The 3,727-nt window shown below is 39.4% G+C and carries 3 protein-coding genes; 2 read left to right on the top strand and 1 reads right to left on the bottom strand.

Annotation, left to right across the window (positions count from 1 at the left end):
• The first annotated feature begins 73 nt into the window (after positions 1 to 73).
• Positions 74 to 1,261 carry a diguanylate cyclase gene (locus A9479_RS19320; protein ID WP_231893602.1) on the top strand — a complete coding sequence of 396 codons (1,188 nt, stop codon included), beginning with the start codon at positions 74 to 76 and terminating at the stop codon, positions 1,259 to 1,261.
• A gap of 70 nt (positions 1,262 to 1,331) precedes the next feature.
• On the opposite strand, the gene A9479_RS19315 is transcribed toward A9479_RS19320, so the two are convergent.
• Complete coding sequence (locus tag A9479_RS19315; RefSeq protein WP_008111407.1) at positions 1,332 to 1,859, bottom strand: hypothetical protein; 528 nt, start codon at positions 1,857 to 1,859, stop codon at positions 1,332 to 1,334.
• A gap of 290 nt (positions 1,860 to 2,149) precedes the next feature.
• On the opposite strand from A9479_RS19315, the gene A9479_RS19310 reads away from it, so the two are divergent.
• Positions 2,150 to 3,490 carry an L-cystine transporter gene (locus A9479_RS19310; protein WP_024601432.1) on the top strand — a complete coding sequence of 447 codons (1,341 nt, stop codon included), beginning with the start codon at positions 2,150 to 2,152 and terminating at the stop codon, positions 3,488 to 3,490.
• The last annotated feature ends 237 nt before the right edge of the window (positions 3,491 to 3,727 follow it).

Here is a 3,727-nt window from a genome sequence, read left to right as displayed (position 1 = left end):
AAAGTAGTAATATTTTTTATATATCAATACAATAAGCTTTTATTTTTTTAGGCATCGGTCTTTGGAGCATGGGTTGTTAAAATTAGCAGGAGTTAAATCAACTTCTTTGAGTCTTTTAGCCGTGTGTGGATTATTTTTGTTATTAACTCAATTTCAAACCCAATGGCAAAGTAAGCTCTCTCTTATTAATAATCTTGTTTATCCATTACTGATTATTACCGCTATATTTGCCACTCAGTTTAATCGAAGTCGAGTTGCTATTTTGTGCGCGTTTTGGTTACTTTATTTATGTTCACTTGAGTATGCTTTGCCCTGGTCAAGTTGGCTTAAAGCGCAATCTGATTGGGTTTTACTATGCGCTGCAAGTTTATTAATGTTGTTAGCCGTGATTAAAGATCGCGCACTTTTATCAATACACACTGCGACCCGAACCTTATTAATTATTCTATGTGGCGGCGCAGCATTTGCGTGGCTGGCACTGAGTCTGCATTTACAAGGGCTATCATTACAACCTTCTGTTTATACTCAACTGCTTCCTTATTTACCCATAGCTTTACCACTGTCGCTCATTGGCAGCTTACTCATTTGGCAAAGCGTAAGAACACATAACCTGACGCAAACGGCGTTACTCATCACTTTTATTGTGTGGTGCCTTAACCAACAACATGTTATTGATTTTCCTTGGTCTGTCATTGCTGTACTTATGGCCTCTTTGTATTTATTAGCGGTGAGTACCGACTCTTATTATTTAGCTTACAGAGACGATTTAACGAGCTTACCAACGCGCCGCGCACTTAATCAGCTTGCTCTATCATTAGGGCGAAAATACACTGTTGCTATGCTCGATATTGACCACTTTAAAAAATTCAACGACACCTATGGCCATGATATTGGCGACCAAGTACTTAAGCTAGTGGCAGCAAAAATGAGTGGCGTTAAAGGGGGTGGCAAGATTTACCGCTATGGCGGAGAGGAATTTACCGTTGTATTTCCAAGAAAAACAGCTGAGCAGTCAATTCCTGAACTAGAAACACTGCGTCAAAATATTGCAACTTACGACATGGTGATCAGAAACCCAAAACGCACAGATAAAAAATCTCGCAAAGGTAAACAGCCAAGCGACAATAAAACGGTGAACGTGACTGTTTCTATTGGCGTAGCACAAAGAACAGCAAAACAAAGCTTTGACGAGGCTTTAAAAAATGCTGATTTAGCGCTTTATAGAGCTAAAAAGAAAGGCAGAAACAACGTAAGCGAATAATGCTTTTATAACGTGGCACGCTAACGTTTAGTTATAGCATGCCCAAAGGCATGCTAACTTTACCTGCAACCTATTGCTTTTCAATCACCGCTTTTAAATTATTTAACGCGGAGACCGAAAAGCCACGGTCGTAAAAGTAAATAATTTTGCCACTCTCATCAAGCAGTATTACGCGGCTGTTATTCGGGTTTTCGTTACCAGTAAATGCTTGAACCTTATCGCCATCTTTGTAAATTGTGATCACCCCACCCCACAACTCTTTTGGGATCCCTTTGCGCATACCGCTATCGATTAAGGTACTAAACATGCGAGGAACCATACCCTGAATAGTGGGCAACTCATAAGCGGTCACATTCACTGCGCTCATATCTAAACCAATAAGCCAACGATCAATATCAAACTGGCTATCTTGTTTATAACCAATTAACAGCAACGTATTGGGGTTGTTAAAGTCCTCAGGAATGGTGAATGACTTTTGCTCTAAGCTTTCTCCCGTCACAGTAGGAAATTGCTTACCAAGTAGTGCTTGGTTTGGGTATTGGGTTGAACACCCACTAACCACTAAAACCATCACCAGTGCCATTATTGCCTTTAACATACCTATACTCCCTTTTTAAATAAAAACTAAAGTGAACAAATTAATTTATTACTACGTACTAGGGTTACGATTTTATTTGTAGTTAAGATCTTACTTTCATCTAGTAAACGCCATAAATTAAAGAAAATACAATCATATGGGTTAATTTTTTCAACAATGCGCTCATTCGTTATACTTTAATATTATTACTATATTCATTTTAATTCTATACCATAGCGAAAGCGTATTTTGTTAACGTCTTACAAAGCGTTAAAGTGCCGCGCTAATTCACAGCTATAAAAGAGGGTACTATGTCGCTTGCTGTATTATTAATGTTGGCATTATTTGTCGGTTTGCTGTTCGCGATTTATCTTTTTTCGCAAAAAAGCAGCTCTTTATCTCGTACCGTTTTATTTGGCTTAGTGCTTGGTAGCACCTTTGGCTTAGCCCTACAGTTTTTGTTTGCCCACTCTCCAGAGACGATTAAAGAAATACTCAGCTGGGTAAGCGTGGTGGGTAAAGGCTATGTCGGTTTATTAAAAATGATCATCATGCCATTGGTATTAATTTTTATGATTGCCGCAGTGGTAAAGCTCGAAAACCAAGGCTCTTTAGGTAAAATATCATTTATTAGTATTTCTGTTTTACTCTTTACCACAGCAATTGCCGCTTTGGTGGGTATTGCTGTCACCTATGGATTTGACCTCAGTATTGAAGGGCTTGTTTCGGGTACTCGAGAAGCCGCTAGAATGGACACTCTACAAAGCAAAGCTGCGAATGTGGCCGATTTAAGTGTGCCGCAAATGCTACTGAGCTTTATTCCTGAAAACCCCTTTGCGGATTTAAGTAATCAACGTTCAACCTCTATTATTGCTACCGTTATTTTTGGTGTCCTTGTTGGTATTGCTGCGCGCAAAGTGATGCTGGAAAAAACAGAACTTGCCAGCCCAATTCGTAACGGTGTAAATGCCCTACAAGCTACGGTAATGAGCCTAGTACGTATGGTGATTGCACTCACGCCTTATGGTGTTGCGGGATTAATGGCAAGCGTTGTGGCAAACTCTAGCAGTAACGATATTTTAAATTTACTCGCCTTTATTGTTGCCTCATATGTGGCTATTTTATTGATGTTTGTTGTGCATGGCTTATTGCTTAGCTTTGTAGGCGTTAATCCAAAGCATTATTTTGAAAAAATCTGGCCAGTACTGACCTTTGCATTTAGCTCGCGCAGTTCAGCGGCCTCCATTCCTATGAATGTCGATGTGCAAATTAACCAGTTAAAAGTACCACCAGCAATTGCTAACTTATCGGCTTCTTTTGGTGCCACTATTGGTCAAAACGGCTGTGCTGGTATTTATCCTGCTATGCTCGCAATGATGGTTGCGCCAAGTGTGGGGATAGACCCACTTACATTTGAGTTTATTTTACCGTTAATTGGTATTGTAGTTATTAGCTCGTTTGGTATTGCAGGTGTTGGTGGTGGTGCTACCTTCGCAGCGTTGGTTGTATTACCTACCATGGGATTACCTATAGAGGTTGTGGCTTTACTTATTTCTATTGAACCCTTAATAGATATGGCACGCACTGCGCTCAACGTATCAGGCTCTATGACCTCAGGTGTGATCACCAGCAAATTAATGAAAAATCAATAACACAGATTTTAATCTAATAGCCCAGCCTACGCTGGGCTTTTTTATGTCTGCCACTTTCAAAGCTCTTTAGTGATTTGTTTATTTAATCATTTAACTTTAATAAATCATTTTTATAGATTGCATTAATCGGTTTATTTCGCACACGGTTTCTAGCCCCTTTACTATACTATCCTCACTGCTTAGTCATTCAAGCTTGGTAAACAACAACTTGAATGGAGTAAAAGCTCACTAATTTTT

Source organism: Pseudoalteromonas sp. MQS005 (assembly GCF_001661605.1).
GTDB lineage: Bacteria > Pseudomonadota > Gammaproteobacteria > Enterobacterales > Alteromonadaceae > Pseudoalteromonas > Pseudoalteromonas tetraodonis.
The sequence above is the reverse complement of the archived record's forward strand: the minus strand, read 5'-3'. Positions and strand labels throughout refer to the sequence as shown.

What these genes read in the sequence shown, in the direction of transcription:
- A9479_RS19315 (WP_008111407.1), bottom strand. Translation starts at nt 1,859, where the DNA reads ATGTTAAAGGCAATAATGGCACTGGTGATGGTTTTAGTGGTTAGTGGG.
- A9479_RS19310 (WP_024601432.1), top strand. Translation starts at nt 2,150, where the DNA reads ATGTCGCTTGCTGTATTATTAATGTTGGCATTATTTGTCGGTTTGCTG.